Genomic DNA, 20,845 nt, shown 5'->3' with positions numbered 1-20,845 from the left:
GCCAAGAGGAATGGACCAGAACACTACGCCACGCATGTTTGGCTGGGGGATCACCAATCGGTGCAATCTGAGTTGCCCGCACTGCTATAGCTCTGCGAACACGGCAGTACGCGATGAACTCACAACCGATGAGTGCCGACAGGTCATCGACGTTCTCAATGACTTGTCGTTTAGCGTGATCGGCTGGACCGGCGGCGAGCCGCTGGTGCGGCGCGATCTGGATGAGCTGATCTCTTATGCTCATAATCACTATGGTATCACGTCGGCTATCACTACCAACGGGCTAGTCCTCACCCCCTTGCGAGCCGAAGAGCTGCGCGCTGCCGGCGTACAGGCGATCCAGGTGAGCATCGACGGTTCCACGGCCGCGGCCAACGGGCGTTTGCGCCTGGCTTCGGATAAGCAGTTCGAACAGGCTATCGATGCTGTGCGGACCTGCAAGGATCTCGGCATTCAGGCACATATGGCGATGCTGGTGGGACAGGAAAACCTCAACGATGTAATACCATATGTAGATCTGGCTCGAAGTCTCGGCGTCGAATCGGTCCGCTTGTGCGGATTCGTGCCATGGGGCGGAGGAATCTCACCCGAAGTCAGACAGCGTCTGGAATTCACCACTGGTTTGCCGGAACTCAGTCGTCTGGTGCAGGGCCTGCAGGAGTATGAGTCACCCGTGGTGCTGTTCGATCCTGCATTTGGCCCGCTGCCTCCTGGCTACCTGTTTCATACATGTGTCGCTGGTGTGGAAACCTGTTACCTGGCGGCCAACGGTGACGTCTATCCTTGCACCGGGTTGCTTGATTCTCGGTTCAGAGTCGGAAACGTGAGAGAGACGTCACTTCGGGATTTATGGCAGGACCCGCGCATGCGCGAGATCGCCTTGTACGACCGAGGCAGGATCGATGGTCCTTGCCGGGGCTGCGAGGCGTTCGATGACTGTCTGGGTGGCTGTCGAGGTGCAGCATTTGCACATACCGGTGATCTGGATGCCTCGTTCCCTGTATGTCTACGCCGTGTATGAATTCCATTCAGCACCAATTCCTCCAAAACATACCGAACTGTACGCAATAGTCCAGCCCGTAAGTCCGAGTCAATAGCTCTCATCGATAGAATCATCCCGTTTTTTGTTATCTTTTTCACAAGCCGTGACAATACCGTGACAATTGCGACCAATTTTGTTGTATCTCCATCAAAGTTATCGAGTGATGGCAGAAATGAGGACGGACTAAGGCGTGCAGTTCGGGATAATTGGGACATCGATCTGGCAGCAGAACATGCCGCTTCTTGAGCGGCTGACGCTCGAGAGGGGGAAAAAGCATACCTTCCTGGCGGAGCTCAAGCAGGTGCTCGGGCTTAACGAACTACTTTACCTTGCGACATGTAATCGTGTGGAATTCATGTACGCTATCAATGGGGAGGATCAGGGCGAGCGCCCGCTCCATCGGTTGATAGACTTCTTCTTTGCCGGGCAGCATGACGTAGGCTTCTTCCCCAACGACTTCTATCATCTCACCGGCCGCGAGGCCATCACGCACCTCTTTCGGACCGTCGCATCACTTGAATCGTTGGTCGTGGGTGAAACGCAAATAACGGGTCAGTTCAAGCAAGCCTGGCAGGACTCTGCCGCGGATGGTCTCTCTGGGCCGGTTCTGGCCGACCTGGCAGAGAAAGCGCTTCAGATTGCACGAAAGGTCAAACGCGAGACTTCGGTTGGTGAAGGAGCGCTGTCGATGGCATCGCTCGCAGCTTCGGAGCTTCAACGACATCTCCAAGCAAACATGCAAGCAGTCGTGGCGCTGGTTGGCACAGGCGCGATGACTCGGAAGCTGGCCAGTTATATTAAAGACTTCACCCTGGGTGACATAGTTTTTGTGAATCGTACGCTGGAAAACGCCCGGCCGCTGGCGCAGGAGTTTGGCGGCACGGCAGTCTCGCTTGAGGTGTTCCTGCGCCAGCCGACTGGCGTCGATGCTATCATTTCTGCGACCGCGGCTTCCGAGCCGGTCTTTGACTGTACTTTCCTGGATCGGCTCACAGCAAGCACCAATCCGGTGCTGTGTATCGACCTTGCTGTCCCGCGCGATTTTTCGATTGAGTTCGAGCGCGACTCACGCGTGAGATTCATCGACATCCCGATACTCAAGTCTCGGTGCAACGGCAACCTTCGCCAGAAATTTGTTGAGGTCGGCAAGGCCAGCGAGATCGTACGTGAAGCCGTCAACAGCTATCTCTCGGGACGGATGGAATTGTCCCTGAAACCGATCTTTCACGACAGCTACAAAGAGTCACTTGAGTTGGCGGACCGAGCTCTGAATGATCTGTTTGCACAGAAGCTGACCAGTTTGCAGCACGATGAGCGTGAGGCGGTCAAGCGGCTCGTGACGAAATTGATCGGCCATTCCTCTTTCCAGCCGGTCCGAGTCCTGTCGGAAAGGCTGGCGCAGATGCGCAGCGGCCTGTGCCCGAATGACTTGGGTGGGGCGCAGTAATCAATATGCCTCGCACACATTTGATCATCGGGTCGCGAGGATCCGATCTGGCGTTGTATCAGGCCAACTTCATCCGTGACTGCCTCGAACGCGACCATAATTGCACGGTGGTCATCCGGGTCATCAAAACCTCTGGTGACCGGATCGACAGTGTCGGGTTCGACCAAATGGAAGGCAAGGGGTTCTTCACAAAAGAATTGGAAGATGCGTTGTTGGCGGCCGAGATCGATCTGGCCGTCCACTCACTCAAAGACCTGATGACCACTCAGCCGATGGGGCTCAAGCTCGGCGCAGTCGGTTATCGCGCTGATCGACGTGAACTCCTGCTCGTACGACCTCACGCATATATCGAGGGCGGAATTATACCGGTGAAGCCCGGAGCGATCATCGGCACCAGCGCGGCCCGCCGTAAAGCGCAGATCGCATTCTACAATCCTCACCTACGGATCGTCGACCTCCGCGGGAACGTGCCGACGCGCGTAGGGAAGCTCCGCAACGGTGAGTATGACGCCATCCTCATCGCGGCAGCCGGTGTGAAACGGCTGAAACTTGAATTGAATGATCTGGTGACGATAGAGCTGGACCCTGAACAGTTTCTGCCGGCCCCCGCACAGGGAATTCTGGGAATCCAGATCCGGCAAGATGACCCACGGGTGGAGTCGGTGGTATCGAATCTTGGGACTCGCGAGGACGCCATCGTAGCGCGCCTTGAGCGGGGGCTGCTGGAACGGTTCGACTCCGGCTGTTCCTTGCCTCTCGGCGTTTATTCGGAGAAACTTGGCCACTTGTTCCGGCTCAAAGCGGTTTTGGGGGTGCGGAATGAGCAGGCGTGGACCGGCCTCAAGCGCGCCGATATTACCGGTGCCGATGTCGAGGAAATCATAGAACGCGCCTTTGTCAGCCTCCAGGAAAGCTCGGTATGTTGCGCGTAGGCATCACACGAGATCTCTCGCAACTGGTCGACTTGAAGAGTCAAGCCGTGCAGAGGGATGTGGAGATAGTTCCAATTCCCCTTCAAACGATCCGCCCGATAGCTTTCGAATGGCCTCCGGCGCTCAATGGTCTTGCTCCCGACTGGGCTGTATTCACGAGCGCTCACGGCGTCGAATCATTCTTTCGGCGTCTGTCGGACCTGGGTCGCCCTCTTTCCTTTTCGAGCAAGATCGCAGCGGTCGGCACCAAAACCGCCATGGCGCTCGCACAATTCGGCCGGTTCGCCACCCTGGTGCCGGATGAAGCTTACGGCGAGCAGCTATTCACTCTGTTGGTTGCGGAACACGTCTCCGCCGGGAATAGGGTTCTGTATGCTCGTGGCGCTGAGATAAATTTTGATCCCGCTCCCATGCTCGCCGCGAAGCAGGTTGAATATTATCCCCTCATCTGTTATCGGACTGAGCCTTCGCCGGTTTCCAAACGTGCAGTCGGCTCGTTCGGACCAACAGATTACATCCTGTTCACAGCCCCCTCGACCGTGCGGGCCTGGCATGAGCAGTTCGGGGAACCGCGTTGCCGGGCGATTGCCATCGGCCGCACGACCGAGCGGGAGATGACGCTGCTGGGTTGGCCGCGAATTTCGACTATGCCTGTCCCCGATGTCAACACTATCCTGGAGTACATCACATGGAACTCTTAACTCGCCCGAGGCGGCTCAGGAGAAATCCGATCATCCGCGACCTCTCCGCAGACACGACGTTCAGCACGCGCGGGATGATCCAGCCTTACTTCGTATGCGACGGCACCGGTATCAGAGAGGAGATCAAGGGGCTCCCGGGCATTTACCGTGAGTCTGTAGATAGACTCGCGCAATCGATTGTCACCGACATGCAGATCGGTATTAACAAAGTGATGCTTTTCGGGGTCACTGATCGCAAAGATCCAATGGCGGCCACGGCATGGGATGAAAGAAACCCGGTTCTTGTGGCTGTCAAGCGGCTGAAGGACAAATTCGGAGACGACCTCTTTGTCAGCGCCGATGTGTGCCTCTGCGCTTACACGGACACCGGGCACTGTGGTGTGACGGTAAGCGATCATGTGCATAACGACCAGTCGGTAACGGTGCTGGCGAATATGGCCCTGGCACTGGCGAACGCCGGATGCGATTGTGTAGCGCCCTCGGATATGATGGATGGGCGCATTGGCGCTATTCGCCGGGCGCTCGAAGCCGACGGTCGGCACGAAACGTTGATCCTGGCCTACACGGCCAAGTATGCATCTTCCTACTACGGTCCGTTCCGCGAGGCGGCTAAATCTGCGCCGGGCAAAGGAGACCGCAAGGGGTACCAGATGGATTTCCGCAACCGCGCCGAAGCGTTGCACGAGCTGGCACTCGATACTGATGAAGGGGCGGACATCGTCATGGTTAAGCCGGCTCTCCCCTATCTGGATATCATTGCCGATTTCAAGGCTCACAGCAGATTACCGGTCGCAGCCTACAACGTTTCAGGAGAGTACACAGCCGTTAAATTACTTGCCCAGGCCGGGCTGGCCGATGAGAAGATCATGGTGATCGAGAATCTCACCGCCATCATGCGCGCCGGTGCCTCGATCATTCTCACCTATCATTTGAGGGACATTCTCAAACATGATTGGCGCTAAACTGAACACTGGGCGGTCGAGAGAATTGACCAGCCTCGCATCTCGGGTCATCCCCGGCGGAGTAAACTCTCCGGTTCGGGCGTTCAAATCGGTTGGGGGCACGCCGCGCGTGATCGACCGGGGCGAGGGGGCGTACCTGTATGACATCGATGGTAACCGCTATATCGATTTCTGCAGTTCCTGGGGACCGCTCATTCTGGGACATGGCGATCCGGATGTCGTTGCCGCTGTCAAATCCCAAGTCGAGCGGGGCATGACTTTTGGCGCTTCGACTGAGCTTGAATACGAACTCGCCGACTTCATCGTCAGACAGATCGATCCGGTAGAAAAGATTCGTTTCGTGTCGTCAGGTACCGAGGCCGTGATGTCGGCTATTAGACTGGCCAGGGGGTTCACCAGGCGAGACCTCGTACTAAAATTTGAGGGCTGCTATCATGGTCACAGCGATCACCTGTTGGTAAAGGCCGGCTCGGGTCTGGCCACCTTTGGGCAGCCGTCATCGGCGGGCGTTCCGGACGCTATCACCAGCCACACTGCAGTCCTGCCGCTTGCCGATGAGGAGGCACTCCAGACCTTCTTCGACCAGCATGGCGACCAATTGGCGGCCGTTATAATCGAAGGGGTCCCGGCAAATAACGGCTTGCTTATTCAGCGGCATGACTACGTTCGCCTGCTTCGGGCACTTACGGAAAAACACGGGGCACTGTTGATTTTCGACGAAGTCATCACCGGATTCCGTCTCGGGATGGGTGGCGCAGCAGCATATTACGGTATTCGACCTGACCTTCTAACGTACGGTAAGATCATCGGCGGCGGGATGCCGGTCGGCGCCTTCGGTGGCCGCACAGATATTATGGATATGCTCTCCCCGCTTGGACCGGTCTATCAGGCTGGAACGCTTTCGGGCAATCCGGTAGCCATGGCGGCCGGGTTGGCGACACTCACAAAACTCGCTGACGGGAAGATTCACGCCCAGCTGGAAGAGCGCAATCGCCGTTTTGTGGGTTCGCTCATGCAGCGGCTGAGCGGGCGAGCCGTGAACATTGCCGGCGTGGCATCCATTTTCTGGATCGTGTTTCAGCGCGAGCTCCCCTTGTCTGCTGACACTATCAGTAGTGACGGTATCTCACACTACAACCGGGTGCACGAAAGGATTCTCGATGCCGGGCTATATTTGCCTCCTTCGGGCTACGAGGTCTGTTTCCTGTCAGCCGCGCATACTAACGAAATGCTCGATCAAGCGGTCGAGGTCCTCGCTTCCGCGATCGGCAAGGAAGCACATTCATGGACATAAGCAACAGCCCGTTCCTTAAGGCCTGCCGTGGTGAAAACGATGGGCCGATTCCGGTTTGGATCATGCGTCAGGCGGGACGGTATCTGCCGGATTACCGTGCTGTTCGCGAACGAGTCTCGTTTCTGGAACTGTGCCGAACCCCCGAACTGATCGCTGAGGTGGTCCGCCAGCCCGTGGAGAGATTTGGACTTGATGCCGCGATCTTGTTCTCAGATATACTCACCATAGTCGAACCAATGGGAATCCCGGTTGTGTTCCCCGATGGTGGACCGCAGCTTCAGAAGACTATTAAAAACCCAGCCGACGTAGCCGAACTTCGGCGGTTTGATGTCAACAAAGAACTCTGGTTCGTACCCGAGGGGATTCGCCGGATTAAATTGGCACTCCCCTCGACTCCGGTCATTGGGTTCGCCGGTTCCCCATTCACGCTGGCCTGTTATCTTATCAACGGCAAAGGATCGCACTCGTTCGACAAAGCCAAGCAGTTTCTGCACCGCTATCCGGACGCCTCCGAGGAGTTGATGACATTGCTTGTCGATGTCACGGTCGACTACCTGCGGGCGCAGATTGATGCCGGCGCCGACGCGGTTCAGATATTCGATAGTTGGGGCGGGATACTCTCCAAGGACGACTACTGCAACTGGTCCGCCAGACCGATCAACAAGATTTTCCGGGAGCTCAAGCGGCCGGGAACCCCCAGGATCCTGTTTGTCAACAACCTCGCTCCCTATATCGATGTCGTACAGGACATCGAGTGCGAGGTCGTAGGTGTTGATTATCGCATGGACTTGAGCGAAGCTGCCTCGGCCTTGTCGGGAAAAGCGATTCAGGGAAACCTTGACCCGGCGGTGCTATTCGGCACACCTGAACGAGTGGTCCAACATACCGAAGAAATCCTCGACAGTTTGGATTGTCATGAACGACTGGTGTTCAACCTCGGCCATGGGATACTGCCGGAAACACCGCTGGCATCGGTCGAGGCTCTGGTGCAGACAGTGCACAATTATCGGAGGCCGACATGAGTCCAGAGACAGCCGGCACGACTGTGCCCGTTGAACTGCTTCGCAAGTACGATCGTTCCGGGCCGCGGTACACCAGCTATCCGACAGTTCCGGTCTGGAAAGAGGAGATTGGCAGGATACATTATGAAGAGGCGTTGCGAGCGGCATCAGAGCGAGCCACTGACCCGTTGGCTATCTATTGCCATATTCCGTTTTGTCAACGGCGCTGTTATTACTGCGGGTGCAACACGGTAATCACCAACAGCACCTCGCGCGTGGACAGTTACTCCAGCGCCTTGTTGCGTGAGACACGCCACGTTGTTTCCCTGCTCGGCGACCGGCGTACCATCAATCAGCTTCATTTCGGTGGTGGCACTCCCACGTTTATCGATCCGGCTCGCTTTGCCCGCATTCTACAGAGTCTGTCTGAGGAGTTTCGCTTTGAGGACGGCTGCGAAAAGTCAATCGAAGTCGACCCGCGGGTTACGTCATTCGACCAGATCGACTTTCTTTCGGAAAACGGTTTCAACCGCATTTCATTGGGCGTCCAGGACTTCGATCAATCGGTGCAAAAGGCCGTCGGACGCGTCCAGAGCTTTGAGCTTGTGGCAGATCTGATCGCGCATTGCCGCACACGCGGATTCAAAGGTATTAACATCGATCTCATCTACGGCCTGCCGTGTCAGACTGCGGAGACATTTGAAAACACCCTGGAACTGTCTTTGCGACTGAAACCCGATCGCGTTGCCGTGTACTCGTTCGCGTATCTGCCGAAAGCGATGCCGCATCAGTCAATGATCCGCTACGAGGACTTGCCGAGTACCGAGACAAAATACCGACTCATCTCCACTGCTGTCGAGCGGTTCACCGGCGGCGGCTACCGGCAGATCGGCATGGACCACTTTGCACTTCCCAACGATGAACTGGCCATCGCCCAGGTCGACGGCAGGTTGCATCGAAACTTCATGGGGTACACTGTCCAGGCCGCGCCGGAGATGATCGGCCTTGGCATGTCGTCAATCGGTTATGTCGACAATGGATTCTATCAGAATTTGTCGCGGCTCGACAGCTATCAGACGGCCATCGACCGAGACAAGACTGCGGTATATCGCGGCATACGCCTTTCCCGGGATGATCAAATCCGCCAGTTTGTTATTTCAACACTCATGTGCAATTTCCAACTACCGTTCTCCGGCCTGCAAACAAGGTTCGGTGTGAACTTCATCGAGTACTTCGTTCACGAGCAATCCGCGCTGGCGGAGTTCGTGGATGACGACCTGTTGGTTATCGGCGACGACGGCCTGCGCATTACGGCGCTGGGACGCACGTTTGTGCGAAATATAGCCATGACATTTGATGCGTACCTCCAAAGCCAGGAAACAACTCCCGGCTCCACGTTCTCCCGGACGATCTGAGCGATTGTTATGCGTGACGAAAAGACATGCGCCATCCTGCTGGCCATGGGAGGACCCGACAATACCCACAACGTACGACGGTATCTCTTTAATATATTCTCAGACCGGTCGATCATTCGGCTGCCGGGTGGACCCTTTCTGCAAAAGCCGCTCGCGTGGTTCATATCGAGTGCTCGAAAAGGCAAAGTCGCGAGTCATTATGCGATGATAGGCGGTGGCTCGCCCCTATTCGCATGGACTGATGCACAACGGAGGCGGGTCGAAGAACTGCTGCGATCCGAACTTCCCGGGTTCCGGTGTTTTGTCGGCATGCGTTATTTCGAACCGACCATCGGAGAAGCTGTACACCGCGCGTTTCACGAAGGATTTCGACGGCTCATATTCATCCCCATGTATCCGCAGTATAGCCGCGCCACAACCGGATCATCGTTCGAAGAAGCGGGGCGCCAGTTGGCGGGTTACCGCGGAATCACCTCCGTGTTCGTACGGGACTACCATGACAATCCGATGTATATATCGCTTCTTCGCGACTTCATCGACGCGAATATCAGACCGGGAGAGACTCTGTTATTCTCCGCTCACTCGTTGCCGGAAAAGTTCGTGCAGGATGGCGATCCGTATGTCGAACAGATCAAGCGCAGTGCCAAACTCACCGCGGGCGGCCGAGATTTCCACGTCGCGTTTCAAAGTCGGACCGGCCCGGTCAGATGGGTCCAGCCGGAAACGGTCAGCGAAGTGCGCCGCCTGCTTTCCTCGCGTCCTGGCGGGCTGTTCATAGTGCCGATCAGTTTCGTTTGTGACCATATCGAGACGCTATATGAACTCGACATCGAGCTGAGAGAGATGGTCGGGCCCGCGCTCGCTCCTCGCATTCGGCGGATGCCAATGTTCAACGACGATCACCGATTCGCACAGGTGCTTGCTAACCTGATCAGGGAAAGGGTTTCGGCACGTGTCACTCATTGATGTTTTGATTGCAGGCGGCGGCATCTCAGGTCTGTCCGCTCTGCACTTCATTCGGCAGCGCAAGCCTGAACTGACGGTTTGCCTCTATGAATCCGAGAATCGGCTCGGGGGCACGATCGGAACTGACCATATCGACGGTTACAGCTTTGATTGGGGTCCCAACGGCTTCCTTGATCGCGAGCCGTTGACGCTCCAGCTCTGTAACGATCTGGGTTTGACGAAACAACTTGAACCGGCCAACGCCAATGTGAGCAACCGATTCATCCTGCGCGAAGGAAGGCTACGGTCTGTTCCTATGAGCCCAGGCAAATTCCTGACTTCAGATATCCTCCCTCTTTCCGGCAAGCTGCGAGTTATGATGGAGCCGTTCGGTTCCAGGCCACCGAACGGTGACGATGAGTCCGTTTACAGCTTTGGGGTGCGCCGTATCGGCAGACAGGCCGCCGACTATCTGATACAGCCGATGGTGTCCGGTATCTACGGCGGGGATGCGGAGCGGCTTTCGCTCCAATCCTGTTTTCCCATTATGAAAGAGATGGAATCGGAGTATGGGTCGCTATTGAAGGCAATGATTGTCAGAGGACGTCGACACAAAGCAGCAGGGCGTACGACCGGCGGACCATCCGGACCCGGCGGCTGGCTGACATCGTTCCATGGTGGATTAGATGCGATCATCGACGCGCTCAGGCAAAAGTACGCAACCGAGATACAAACCGGGCTCGGTGTAAGAAGTATTGCCAAACGTGATTCCCAGTACCTGGTGGCACTTGCAGACGGCAGCCTGGTGACGGCAACTACTGTCATTCTCGCGGTACCGTCGCACGCTGGAGCCGAAATCGTTAAGAGTCTTTCCGCACAGCTATCCGCTGCTCTCGCATCGATCCCGTACGCGCCGATTGCAGTCGTTTGCATGGGGTACCCTGTGGGTGCCGTGCGTGCCGACCTCAACGGCTTTGGATTTCTGGTACCAAAAAAAGAGAGAAGGCGGATCCTCGGCTCGATCTGGACATCATCGATTTTCGCCGACCGGGCGCCGTTAGGGAAAGTACAGTTTCGGACGATGGTTGGAGGCGATGGTGACCACGAATCGGCTGGCCTTTCTCACTCCGAGTTGGTGGAATTGGTCCGGCGCGACCTCGATGCCATAGTCGGGATTTCCGGCACGCCCGAGATCACGCGTATCTACCGATGGCGACATGGGATACCTCAGTTTCATATCGGTCACAGCGGAATCATGAAGCAAATCGAAACCGAACTGGCGTTGATCGGTAACCTGCATATCACCGGAAATGCTTATTATGGGATCGGCTTGAACGATTGTATCAAGCAGTCTCACCGCGTTGCACAAGTCGTTTGGCCGTAACAGACTACCTGATATAAAATCCCCTCGGCCGATGCCGAGGGGTTTCAAACCTTTGAAGATTGTAGTCGAACGTCCGGCCGTGAATGCCACACTTCGTGGCGGGCTCGGTTTAATGCCCATTGGGCCAGACCTTCTAATTTCAAAATAGATACTGGCACCTATCTTGTCAAGACTTATTTGCTGTTCTGATGATACGTTGTATGAGCTATCCAGCTGCGCCACAGTGCAGTACGCCTCTATTCTCAAGTATTCCATTCACGTTCTGACACGTGTTTCTATTCAACTGGTTTTGAAAGGAGTCCGGATCCGAGTTGGTCTGTATAATATGTTTTAACTACCCAACGATAGGAGCCGATAATAAGGACAGTGAGTTCACGAAGGGAGCCAATATGCGCAAGACAGCATTGTTGGCGGCGGTAGCGGCGTTTTTGCTGCTGGTACCGGCGTCCGGTCAGTCGGCCGATATTTCTGCCGGACTGTCGATCAGTGACGGGCACTTAAAGTCGTTCCATCTGGCCATAAGCGATTATTTCAAAATGCCGGAGCGGGAAGTTGTTGCAGTCCGGGAGCAGAAGATCTCGGACGAAGAACTGGCAGTCATTTTCTACCTATCGCAACGGGCTGGCGTTACTCCGCAAGCGGTCATCGATCTGCGGAAGGCAGGCAAGTCCTACCTGGACATTACCCTGCTGTTCCAACTTAGCCCGGCGATCTTTTACGTACCGGTTAAAACGGATCCGGGGCCGCCGTTCGGTAAGGCATATGGCCATTTCAAGAAGCGGTCGAAATCTGAGTGGAAGAAAGTTGTACTCGACGACGACGATATCGTCAACCTGGTAAACCTGCGCTTCATTTCGAATCACTGCCACGCGTCGCCTGACGATGTTATCGCTCTGCGCGCGAAGTCCAGGAGCTATGTGCTGCTGCATGACGAGACGATCCAGTATGTGGCGGAGTCGAAGAAGAAATCCGATGCACCCAAAGCCCGGAATTTTGCCGACCGCAACAAGGGACCAAAGCCGAAGTAAGCAGCCTCGATTGCGGCAGCTAATTCAAAGGCCCGATGCCGACACTGGCACCGGGCCTTGGCTTTGACAAAAGTTCTCGATTTTAGACCAGAAGACTGACTATCACTGCCACCCAGATGATCGTCGTAGCGATGAAGCCGGCCGGGCGGCCGTTACCGATAAACAGAGCAATCGCAGAATAAATCAACGCTACTCCAAGTTTGGCGGTGATCTTGGTGGCGGGATAATAGTGCATTGCCTGAGCGAGCATCAACAAGCCGGATAGAAGAGCTGCGAGATACACCAGCCAGTACGGCTGGGTCGGCTTTGGTGCTCCGCCTTGTTCATCGCCCATTGCCATACCCCTTCAAGAAAGCTTCGATGCCGTCGGTGATCCCACGCGCTACCGCTCGCCGGTATTTGTCCGTCTTGAGCAGCGCCTCCTGTTCCGGCAGAATGATGAACGCACATTCGACGAGGATAGCAGGGTATTGAGTTGGCCGGTTCACTGCCAGGTTGCCGTGATAGAGCCCGTAATCTCGAAGCCCGGTGACCTTGATCATCTCCTGTTGGACAGCTCTGGCCAGATCGATGGAATGCGGATGATAGTAATAGGTGGAGACGCCATTGTTGACGAACGGATTCACGCCATCGGGAAGCGCGTTGTTGTGAATGGAGACGAAGATGTCGGCGTGGTTCGCTTTAGCTACCACCGGCCGATCAGCCAAAGGCAGATTTCTGTCGTCATCGCGCGTTAGCACTACGGTCGCCCCGTGCGCTACCAGGACATCCCTGACTACTTTTGCCAAGGCTAGGTTTGCTTCTGCTTCAGTATAAGCTGTCGGCCCGGTTGCGCCCGGGTCCTTGGAGTGACCCGGATCCAGCACAATACGCTTTCCGCGCAAAGTTTCGAGATCTGCAGGTGGCTTTCGGAGTTCCAGGCAGAACGTGTTACCGCGATAGTAGCAATCGTATCCCCACAAATCCTGGGTGAGTTTAATACAGAACTCATACAGGCCGTCGTCCGGCTGTGACCAGGTCGCAATGTCAATGAGCGTATCGGCGAAGTCATAACGAATCCAGTCGGTGTTGGAGGTCACGCCGAACAACTGGACACGGAGCGTTCTCAGATCATCCTCTATCACGCGAAACGGATGGACACCGGACAAGGGGAACTCAATCACGACACTATCCGGAAAGCCGAATGTCCTGACCGACCGCACATAGGAGTGTGGCGGCAAAATTCCTTGAGGCAAAAGCTCTACGGCTTTCTTCTCAACCCAACCGTGGCATACTCCTGAAAATTGCAGGCGATACCAATCCCCCTCCGCTCCTACGGCCAGCGCCTCTACCCCTTTGGGTTGAAAAATAGCGAAGTATCCTTGTGAAGGTTCCAACCGAACGGTGGTAATGGAATCGACAAAACGTACTGTAACAGGAAACTGCTTGCTGTTGAGGGATATTTTATAATCGCTCTCGCCCGTAACGGCAGCCTGGCCCTTTCGTGACGACGCCAGATGATATATAATGCGGCCTGCATCAGTGCTCACCGAACATGGTATGTCATAATGTCCGGAATAAATGCCGCGCACGAGCAGCGATTCAGGGACCGCGCCGGCACCAAAGAGGGCCTCGCCCCAGTATGGCTGGATTTGCGGCTCTCGTTCAGCCATCGGCACCGAATCGACAACCTTGGGTATCGAGAACCAGGCGATCCCACCGGGAGTGCCGTGGAACCCCACTTCCAGTCGATCCCCAGTTGATAGCGCAAGGTCACCTTTCGGAGCAGCATATTCGCCGGCAATTTGAAGTGTGTCCATCGGCAACGATCTGAGCGGCTTGAGGACTTTGACGATAACAGAGCCAAATGCAAGCGGCTGGCCGGTCGGGCGCTTTTTGCCGGCAAGGTCTTTCTTGTGGAATGCCTCTACCTGGAAAACAAAATCCCCCGGCTGTAGCAGCACGTATGCGATAAAGCCGCCGTCAGGATGGACTGGCGTGGCGATTCCATTCACCAGAAGGCCGATCTCTTTGATCTGTTCCAGCATAGATTCTGGCAGATGCCCGAGGATAAACGTCGAATCGACCGCCGCCACGGTCTGGTCCGGTTTCGGATAGATGATCGTGATGGCCTGCGGCTCAGCCATTAACCGCCCGGCTAAGAGCTGAGCGACCACAAGAACTACCGATGATGTGATAATCTTATAACGGCTATGTCTGGACATATTTGTCAAACAGGTCGCGTTTGAGTTTTGGTCCGCCGATGATTTCGCGATCCACTTTGATATACTCACGTTGATACACGATGCCGCTGGCGATATCGTTCTCAAGAAGGAGTGGGCCATCGAGATCGCAATAGTCCGCGAGCGACGACATGTACACCGACTGGGCAATCCCTATCGATGATTCCACCATGCAGCCGAGCATTACCTTCTTCTTGTCGGTTCTGGCCTGGCGGGCAATCCTGATACCTTCCAGAATCCCGCCGCACTTTTCCATCTTGATATTGACGCCATCGATGGAGTCCTTGAACTGATCGTAGTCTTCAAGTCGATTCAGTCCTTCATCGATTATCAGCTCGACTGACGGTGAGGCTTTTTTCAAATGCGGCCATTCCGACGAATACTCCGGCTCGGTCGGCTGTTCCACGATCGTCACACCGGCCTTTCCCAGATAGTAGATCATTTCTTCGGCCTTCGCGCACGTCCAACCGCCGTTGGCATCAACCCGAATCTCTTTGTCGGTCACAGCCTTGATGACGTCGAGCAGTTCACAGTCCTGTTCATGACCCAACTTCAACTTGATGATGGCATGCGGGCTTTCGAGAATGGCCTTCTTCATGACTTCGTGTGTGTCGATGCCGATCGTCAGGGAACTTCGTATGCCAACCGGCGTGCCGAGCCCCAGAATTTCCCAAGGGTATCGTCCGCTTTCTCCCGATATCGCATTAAGTACCATCCCCATCAAGGCGGAACGGGCGATTGGCAAAATGTCGAGACACGTGATTGAATTCAGGGTGGAGACATCGATACGCGGCAGCCATTTGATAAACTCGATACCCTTACGGATATCGACCTCGATCAACTCAACCGGGGGGCCGTAGTAGACTGAGCCGGAAGCTTCGCCGCTGTACCGGTTGTTAAGGATCGTGAGAACGTTGGTCTTGACCTCTGCCGAACCCTTCGCAACGGCAAATCGCTTCTTCAGTGGCAGCGCCACTCGGGCGACGTTGATTTCCATTACAGGACTCTCCGTGCCTGGTTGAAATCCCGACCCAGGTCGGCGCGATAGTCCGGGTCATTCGCATCGAGGGAATTGATCCGCACGCCGCCGCCCGCGAGTGAGGCGTGGATCAGACGCTTATTGTCGAGGGCAATTCCCACGTGGCGTTTGAAAAAGAGGAGGTCGCCTGCCCTGACTTCGTCGCGAGTCACCGGTGAGCCGGCGTTGATCTGGTCCTTGGTGTCGCGCGGGAGGTAGACTCCGAATCGACCGAACACTGCACGCACAAATCCAGAACAGTCGAATCCGGCGGGGCTGACACCGCCCCACAGGTACGGGACACCAAGGAATTTGTGTGACTCTCTAACGATCTTTGCTACGAGACCAACAGATTTGACCGGCGAAGGTGCTACAGCCGTCGACTTCACGAGAAACACCGCTTCATCCGGCAAAAGGCCTTTCGACCACAGGGACCGCGAGCGTTTGATGAGAATTCTCGTACCATGGTAGAGATAATGCGGCGCCATTGGAACGCCCTTCCGTACGCCCATTATTGGCGTTTGCACTGCCGAGACAACCCAGGTCGCTGCCCTCCCGTACTTCTCGTACGCCTCGCAGTCGATTCCCTGAAGGAAACGAGCATCCACCCAACCGGTGTAGCCGTCAACCTGCCGTACCCGCGCGAAGCCATCCTGCTCGTCCGCCCAGGTCACCAATTCGGCAAACAGAAGCTGGCTGGCACGCTCGGAATTGTAGCGCGGCTCGGCCCATAGGTCGATCAGGTTGGTCGTTACGTAGGCATATTTCATAAAGTCTATCTTAGGAACTGTTGGTCAAAGCGGCAACAAAAAAGGAAACGGCCGGGCACTGGCGCCCGGCCTTGAAAGCCCAATCTGCGTATGGCGTTCAGTGCTGCTTCACCCCCGCAAGTACCCGTTTGATCCTCGCTAGCGCCTCTTTGATATTTTCAATTGAATTAGCGTATGAGAACCGAATGTACCCCTCACCGTACTCGCCGAAGGCGGTGCCGGAAAGGCACGCCACACCGGCCTCTTCCAGCATCATATCGGCAAACTGCTGTGACTTCAGAGCGGTTCCGGTGATATTGGGGAACACATAGAACGCCCCTTGTGGTTTCTTGCAGGTGATCCCCTCAATGGCATTTAACCCATCGACAATGACCTCGCGGCGACGGCGAAACTCCGAGATCATATTGTCAACAGCGCCCTGGGGACCCCTAAGGCCTTCCACCATGCCCCATTGCGAGAATGTCGCCGTGGTCGAGAAATTGTTGATCGCCAGCGTAAAGAAATACTGTGCCAGCTTTTCGGGCATCGCGGCAAACCCAAGCCGCCACCCGGTCATGGCGTACGTCTTTGACATGCCGTCGATACAGATAGTCCGCTCCATGGCGCCCGGGATCGAGGCAATGGAATGGAATTCCCCCTCGTAAATCATTCGGGAGTAGATCTCATCGGACAGGATCCAGAAGTCGTGTTTCTTTGCCTCGGCGTAAATGGCCTCAAGGTCCTCACTGGTCAGTACTCCGCCAGTAGGATTGCAGGGAGAATTGAGAATCACCATTCGTGTCTTTGGTGTGATGAGCCTGCGAAACTCGTCGATTTTGAATCGAAAGTCATTCTCCTCGCGCAACCGGACCGGGACCGGCTTCCCACCGACGAACTTAACCACCGCCCGATACGGCGGATAGCCGGGGTTCGGCACGATCACCTCATCTCCTTCGTTGACCAACGACATCACCCCACAGAATATGAACGGCTTCGCTCCGGGCATGACGACTACCTGCTCGGGCTTCACACTGATGCCGCGCGTCTTGCTCAAGTATTCTGCCGCTGCTTCGCGAGCTTCCGGTATTCCCGCCGATGGTGCGTAATGTGTTTGACCGCTTTGCATTGCTTTGACGGCCGCATCAATGATGTTCCGAGGGGTTTCGAAATCCGGTTCGCCAATCTGGAGGTGAATGATCGACTTCCCCTGGCGCTCCATCGCCTTGGCTTTGGCAAGCACGACATAGGCGCCCTCAGATTCAAGCTTCATGATCCGTTCAGTGTATTTCATGGACCTGTTCCCTATTGTATACTCAAAAGTTCAATTGCTTTCTGGGCGATATGCTCGGCCGCGACACCGAAGCGCTTGATCAACTGCCACGGTTGGCCGGATTCACCGAAGCGGTCCTGTACGCCAATCATGCCGAATTGCGGCTTAGTCCTCAATGAATTTTCCCCGAGGATAACGGCAGCTATCTGGTTGCCCAAGCCTCCCACCTGATGCTCCTCGGCCGTGACAATCACCTGAGTCTCGCCTGCCGCTCTGAGTATGGCGTGACGATCGAGCGGTTTGACCGTATGCACATTTATGATACGCGTTTCGATGTTCCGATCGGTTTTGAGAATATAGGCTGCGCGCAGCGCCTCGGCCACCTCCGGTCCACAGGCAATGATAGTCAGCGTTTCATGTTCGTCCTGATACTCTGACGACAGGTACAGATCGAAAGCATCGACAAAATGCGATGTCTCTTTGCGGAAGCGATAGATATTCGCTTCGCCAAAGCGGAACGGGCTATCCGGTCGCGTGATGACCGGAGTTGCTTCGCGGGCAAACCGAAGGTACTTGGGTCCCTCGATATCGAACAACAGTGCCTTAGTCATTTTTTCAGTTTCGATGGCGTCGCACGGCACCCCCACGTGCATGTTCGGGAGTCCGCACATTTGGAACAATGCCTCAAGCTCCTGGTGCGTGGCGCCGTCCGGACCAACCGAAATCCCGCCGTGTGCTCCGGCGATAAGAACGTTCAGATTGGCATAACAGACGGAAATTCGTACCTGGTCAAGGTTGCGCGCCGACGCAAAGACGCCGTATGTGCCAAACACCGGCAGTTTTCCTTCTTTGGCCAGTCCGGCCGCTATGGTCGTCGCGTTCTGCTCAGCAACGCCGATGGAAATGAAACGTCGCTTTCGTCCCGGGTGATTCCTGTAAAAATCGCTGATACAGATCGAGTCCGAGATGTCGGCACCGAGGCAGACGATCCTCTCATTATCACCGCACTTATCGAGTGCTCGTCCGAATCCCATTCTGGTGGGGTCCATTTCCACTTTCATGTAGTCCGAACTATTCCACCAGAAGTCCCTGGAATATGCAGGAAGGTCTGAGGCAAGCTCATTCTCTACCAGAAGTTGATACTGCTTTCCAAAATCGAGAAGGCGTTCGACATGAAGCGAATCGGCAAGGTGAAGTTCAGCCAGTATTTGGTCTATCTGTTGCCGGTTCGGCGGTTTCCCATGCCAGGCGACAACGTTCTCCATGAAGGAGACTCCCTTCCCCTTCACCGTGTGGCATATGATAACGACCGGCCTGCCAGTCCCGTTCTTGTTGCGGGCGGTTTCCAGCGCTTCGACAATCTGCGACATGTTGTGCCCGTCGATCTCTTCAACATGCCATCCGAACGCCTGATACTTGGCTGCCAAGGGCTCGATATTCATAACATCCTTGACGGCGCCGTCGATCTGAAGGCTGTTGCAGTCGATAATAAGGATCAGATTGTCGAGATGGTAGTGTGACGCGCTCATGGCCGCTTCCCAGACCGAGCCCTCCTGCTGCTCGCCGTCGGTAGAAATGACGAACACTCGATGCGCTTTGCCGTCAAGTTTGGCCGCGAGGGCAAATCCAACCGCAACGGAAAACCCCTGCCCCAGCGAACCGCCGGAGATTTCTACGCCCGGTAGATCACGCCAGTGCGGATGACCCTGAAATGGGGAACCCAGCATCCGGAGTTTCATCAGCTCTTTTTCGTGGAAATAGCCCGAAACGGCGAGCGCCACATAGAGCGCCGGCGCTTTATGATTTGCCGACCAGACGATCCGGTCACGGTCCCCCCAAAACGGATCCCGGGGATTGTGGCGAGCCACCCTGAGATACAACGCCGCCGCAATATCCATGACCGAGAGCGTGCCCCCGGAATGGCCGGAGCCGGCGGAACAGAGGGCTATCTCGTTGAGCCCCCGCATGTAGTTCGCCCGCTCTTCAAGCTCGGCTATGGTGTAGTCGCGGATTGTCGCGTTTGTAATCGAGTCAACCAATGGCACCGATTCCTGCCTCGCTAGTAAGCAACATTGGGTGGTTCGTCCACCCTTCATCGACTCAATTAGCTCAATAACTGACGTTCTGTCAACGGGATTGGCTGATCAGGCGGTGCCAAAGACGCGTGGCTTTTCTTCTGAGTTCAGCCTTGGTGCCGCTGTTGAAAATAACGTGATGGGAGCGTTGGAGATAGGTTTCGTACGGCAACTGTGCCTGTTCACGCGCTCTGGCATCTGCAAGAGCTATGCCGCGCGCGACCAGACGGGCCATGCGCAGACGGCGCGATGCATGCACGAGGATAACACGGTCAACCTCCTTGTCCATACCCCAGTCGAGTAACAACGCGGCATCAATCACGACCACCAAACCGGCTTTCAGTGACCGCTTGGTTTCTTGTCGAAGTTCACGCAGGAGATATGGATGCACCAGTTCATCGAGTCTCTTTTTGGCAGCCGGCGATGCAAATGCCAATGCCGCCAGTCGCTTTCGATCGAGTGATTTCCCGCCCCGCAGAATTTCCGGGCCAAACGCTCGGACGAGTCGTTTCTGCAGCTTCGGATCACGCTCGACAACATTTCGGCCGATCCGGTCCGCATCAATGACATAAGTGCCAAGGTGCGCGAAGACAGCCGCGACCGATGATTTCCCGCTGCCGATCTGTCCGGTGATACCGAGGAGCATGGTTGAATCTAAGTGATTGTTTCGTTGCTCAACAAGGTCAATCCGCAGCATGCAGTCAGGACAGTGAATTTGCCCCTGGCTCAGCAGTCAAATGCCTCGCCGCAGACGGACAAACCAGTATGCTCTGTTGTAGAGATCACTAGAATTGTCCGTACTCGGCATATCGTAGCTTGGCCCCGACTCAGGGATCATGTCGACATGGTAGGTATAACCGACGTGGTTGAGACTGCCGCTAATACCAAAATCAAGCCGATATCGCTTAACAGGACCCGCCGACCAGCCGAGAGCCAAGCCGACACCGGTTCGACTCGCCCTAAATTCTCGACCTCTTTCAACTGCGAAAATGCTGCTTGTTTCGACGCTGCCATCCAGGAACATCCCGATGATACGGGTCGGCATTTGCAGTCGAAATCCGACGCCGAGCGAGACAGTGCTGGCGTGCGCGCCACGGTCATAACTGGTATTCGGAACGTATCCAAGCTCTGCTTTGAGAGCGAAGATATCTGCAAGATAGCGAAAGTACTGCGCCGCGACCTGTACGGTACTCTTGACTTCATCAATTGGGAATCCAATGCCAACTGCCAGCTGGTTCTTGGGTTCCAGCTGGGGAATGACACGGAGAGACGTGTCGCTCCGCCAATTATCCTGAGCGGAGACAGCCACAGCCGCTGCGCACAGCGCGATGGTTATCCAGAATCGTATCATGCTTCACCC

General features: G+C 55.6%; 19 protein-coding genes. 11 read left to right on the top strand and 8 right to left on the bottom strand.

Features of this window, described 5'->3' with window-relative positions; genetic code table 11:
• Positions 1-10 precede the first annotated feature (10 nt).
• The 11 genes from AB1644_07850 (at position 11) to AB1644_07800 (ending at position 12,151) form a co-directional block, all read left to right on the top strand.
• Complete coding sequence (locus AB1644_07850) at positions 11-1,021, top strand: radical SAM protein (protein ID MEW6050958.1); 1,011 nt, start codon at positions 11-13, stop codon at positions 1,019-1,021.
• A gap of 211 nt (positions 1,022-1,232) precedes the next feature.
• The gene (gene hemA, locus AB1644_07845) at positions 1,233-2,489 is read left to right on the top strand and encodes a glutamyl-tRNA reductase (protein ID MEW6050957.1); all 1,257 of its coding nucleotides are present in this window, start codon (positions 1,233-1,235) and stop codon (positions 2,487-2,489) included.
• Positions 2,490-2,494: 5 nt separating this feature from the next.
• Entirely contained in the window at positions 2,495-3,421 is a 927-nt protein-coding gene (hemC, locus tag AB1644_07840) for a hydroxymethylbilane synthase (GenBank protein MEW6050956.1), read from the top strand.
• Positions 3,409-4,122: a uroporphyrinogen-III synthase gene (locus AB1644_07835; protein ID MEW6050955.1), complete on the top strand. Its 714-nt coding sequence runs from the start codon at positions 3,409-3,411 to the stop codon at positions 4,120-4,122. Before hemC ends, AB1644_07835 begins: the two co-directional genes overlap by 13 nt.
• Positions 4,110-5,084, top strand: a complete 975-nt coding sequence (gene hemB, locus AB1644_07830; GenBank protein MEW6050954.1) for a porphobilinogen synthase — start codon at positions 4,110-4,112, stop codon at positions 5,082-5,084. The genes AB1644_07835 and hemB overlap by 13 nt, the downstream gene beginning before the upstream one ends.
• Complete coding sequence (hemL, locus tag AB1644_07825; protein ID MEW6050953.1) at positions 5,071-6,378, top strand: glutamate-1-semialdehyde 2,1-aminomutase; 1,308 nt, start codon at positions 5,071-5,073, stop codon at positions 6,376-6,378. Before hemB ends, hemL begins: the two co-directional genes overlap by 14 nt.
• Positions 6,369-7,400, top strand: coding sequence for a uroporphyrinogen decarboxylase (hemE, locus tag AB1644_07820; protein ID MEW6050952.1), 1,032 nt, complete (start codon positions 6,369-6,371; stop codon positions 7,398-7,400). The genes hemL and hemE overlap by 10 nt, the downstream gene beginning before the upstream one ends.
• Complete coding sequence (gene hemN, locus AB1644_07815) at positions 7,397-8,794, top strand: oxygen-independent coproporphyrinogen III oxidase (protein MEW6050951.1); 1,398 nt, start codon at positions 7,397-7,399, stop codon at positions 8,792-8,794. Before hemE ends, hemN begins: the two co-directional genes overlap by 4 nt.
• 9 nt (positions 8,795-8,803) lie before the next feature.
• On the top strand, positions 8,804-9,760 hold the full coding sequence (gene hemH / locus AB1644_07810) for a ferrochelatase (protein ID MEW6050950.1): 957 nt from the start codon (positions 8,804-8,806) through the stop codon (positions 9,758-9,760).
• Positions 9,747-11,123, top strand: a complete 1,377-nt coding sequence (gene hemG / locus AB1644_07805; protein MEW6050949.1) for a protoporphyrinogen oxidase — start codon at positions 9,747-9,749, stop codon at positions 11,121-11,123. Before hemH ends, hemG begins: the two co-directional genes overlap by 14 nt.
• Before the next feature lie 389 nt (positions 11,124-11,512).
• The gene (locus tag AB1644_07800) at positions 11,513-12,151 is read left to right on the top strand and encodes a hypothetical protein (protein ID MEW6050948.1); all 639 of its coding nucleotides are present in this window, start codon (positions 11,513-11,515) and stop codon (positions 12,149-12,151) included.
• A gap of 82 nt (positions 12,152-12,233) precedes the next feature.
• Here the strand turns inward: AB1644_07800 and AB1644_07795 are convergent, their stop codons facing one another.
• From AB1644_07795 to AB1644_07760, 8 genes are all read right to left on the bottom strand, one after another.
• Positions 12,234-12,485 (bottom strand): hypothetical protein, encoded by a 252-nt coding sequence (locus AB1644_07795; GenBank protein MEW6050947.1) that lies wholly within the window; start codon positions 12,483-12,485, stop codon positions 12,234-12,236.
• The gene (locus tag AB1644_07790; protein MEW6050946.1) at positions 12,475-14,355 is read right to left on the bottom strand and encodes an N-acetylmuramoyl-L-alanine amidase; all 1,881 of its coding nucleotides are present in this window, start codon (positions 14,353-14,355) and stop codon (positions 12,475-12,477) included. Before AB1644_07790 ends, AB1644_07795 begins: the two co-directional genes overlap by 11 nt.
• Positions 14,342-15,370: an enolase C-terminal domain-like protein gene (locus tag AB1644_07785; protein MEW6050945.1), complete on the bottom strand. Its 1,029-nt coding sequence runs from the start codon at positions 15,368-15,370 to the stop codon at positions 14,342-14,344. Before AB1644_07785 ends, AB1644_07790 begins: the two co-directional genes overlap by 14 nt.
• Positions 15,370-16,161, bottom strand: coding sequence for a C40 family peptidase (locus AB1644_07780; GenBank protein MEW6050944.1), 792 nt, complete (start codon positions 16,159-16,161; stop codon positions 15,370-15,372). Before AB1644_07780 ends, AB1644_07785 begins: the two co-directional genes overlap by 1 nt.
• Positions 16,162-16,258: 97 nt before the next feature.
• Positions 16,259-17,431 (bottom strand): pyridoxal phosphate-dependent aminotransferase, encoded by a 1,173-nt coding sequence (locus AB1644_07775; protein ID MEW6050943.1) that lies wholly within the window; start codon positions 17,429-17,431, stop codon positions 16,259-16,261.
• A gap of 11 nt (positions 17,432-17,442) precedes the next feature.
• Positions 17,443-19,455: a transketolase gene (locus tag AB1644_07770; protein MEW6050942.1), complete on the bottom strand. Its 2,013-nt coding sequence runs from the start codon at positions 19,453-19,455 to the stop codon at positions 17,443-17,445.
• 82 nt (positions 19,456-19,537) lie between these two features.
• On the bottom strand, positions 19,538-20,131 hold the full coding sequence (gene coaE, locus AB1644_07765) for a dephospho-CoA kinase (GenBank protein ID MEW6050941.1): 594 nt from the start codon (positions 20,129-20,131) through the stop codon (positions 19,538-19,540).
• Positions 20,132-20,218: 87 nt separating this feature from the next.
• A complete protein-coding gene (locus tag AB1644_07760; GenBank protein MEW6050940.1) occupies positions 20,219-20,836 on the bottom strand; it encodes a hypothetical protein in 618 nt (205 codons plus the stop codon).
• Positions 20,837-20,845 lie beyond the last annotated feature (9 nt).

The organism is Candidatus Zixiibacteriota bacterium (assembly GCA_040753875.1).
Classification (GTDB): Bacteria; Zixibacteria; MSB-5A5; order GN15; family FEB-12; genus DATKJY01.
This window is presented reverse-complemented; position numbering and strand designations above follow the sequence as displayed.